1 protein-coding gene is annotated in these 1,388 nt (G+C 32.6%); it reads right to left on the bottom strand.

Annotation, left to right across the window (positions count from 1 at the left end; genetic code table 11):
* A protein-coding gene (locus tag AC1DIT_RS28100; RefSeq protein WP_476998599.1) for an IS3 family transposase occupies window positions 1-1,319 on the bottom strand; the annotation gives its coding sequence in 2 pieces (ribosomal slippage) (window positions 1-932 and window positions 932-1,319; 1,320 coding nt annotated over the 2 pieces). This gene is flagged as partial in the annotation.
* Between the last annotated feature and the right edge of the window lie 69 nt (window positions 1,320-1,388).

Raw genomic sequence — 1,388 nt, forward strand, 5'->3', positions numbered from 1 at the left:
AAGATGATTTCTGTATTCAACAGGAGTCATCTTTTTTAAATTCCATTGATATCTATAATGATTGTAATACGTCATGTAGTTCTTAATTTCATTTTTTAATTGTGCAAAAGACTCACAAGGTTTTATATATGCTTCATCTTTAAAATGACCAAAAAATGATTCTTGTGGGGCGTTATCCCAACAGTTTCCTCTTCTTGACATGGATTGTCCTAATCTATATTTCTTGACCAACTTTTGATAAATAGGACTTGTATAGTGAGAGCCTTGATCAGAATGAATAAATGCTCCTTCGGCTAACTTTACCTTTCTATTCTTCTTTAGCTTTACAAGTGTATCTATGGCTAAATCTAACGTAATTCGACTAGAAACGTGGTAAGCCAAAATTTCATTGGTTGATCCATCCTTAATAGTCGATAAATACGCTTTCTTTCCTTTTCCGTAAAATAAATAAGTGATATCGGTAAGTAATACTTTTCCCGGGATGTTTTGTTTGAATTCTCGCTTTAATAAGTTTGGGACCACTCTATGTTCTTGCGTCGCTTTCATCATTTTTTTATAAGGATTCGCTTTCCKAATCTGGCAAACAATCTTGTATTTTTTCATAATTCTTCGTATACGCTTCAAATTGTAAACAATATGAAATTGCCCCTCCAATGTCATTTTTATTTGACGGGCTCCTTTTTGACGTCCTTTAAAATGAAAAGCTTTTAATATGATTCTCTTCACTTTCTCGTCTTTTTTATCCATTTGTTTTCGTTGTTCTCTAGCTTTCAAAGAGAAATAGTTATAATATCCAGAACGTGAAACGCCAGCTATCTTACATAAGTGACTCACCATATTTCTTAGGTTATATTTTACGATAACAGAACGAATCAAGATATATTTTTTACTAGGTAGTAACGTTATTTCCTTTTCATCCTCCCTTCCATAAGTTTGATCTTTTTTAACAGCTCATTTTCAGCTTTTAGTAAGTTCCGTTCAGCTTCTAAACGCGCATACTTTTCCTCTAAAGTAAGTTCTCTCTCTAAAGATCTCCCTAGGTTTTCTTTACGTGTATCACGTAATCCTAATACACCATTTTTTCTATAAGCGGCACACCATCTATCTCTTGMCGACGTAACACGCTTCATTCCGATCATATCTATATCAAAACCATATTTTTCAAAAATGTCTCGTGGTAACTTTCCTTTTCTATTTTCTTCAATAAATATGCGCTTAAAGTCGTCTGTATAAGTAATTCCTTTCTCACTCATAGATTTTACGTATGGATTCTTTGATAGCGTTTGAACCTCTTTTTCTGTAAATAGCTTTTTCGTCATTGTGAAATTTCTCCGATTCTAATTTTTCTCCTATTATACAAGAAATACCCTATAGAATAGACTTTTTTT

It is taken from the genome of Bacillus sp. 05T22 (assembly GCF_056396765.1).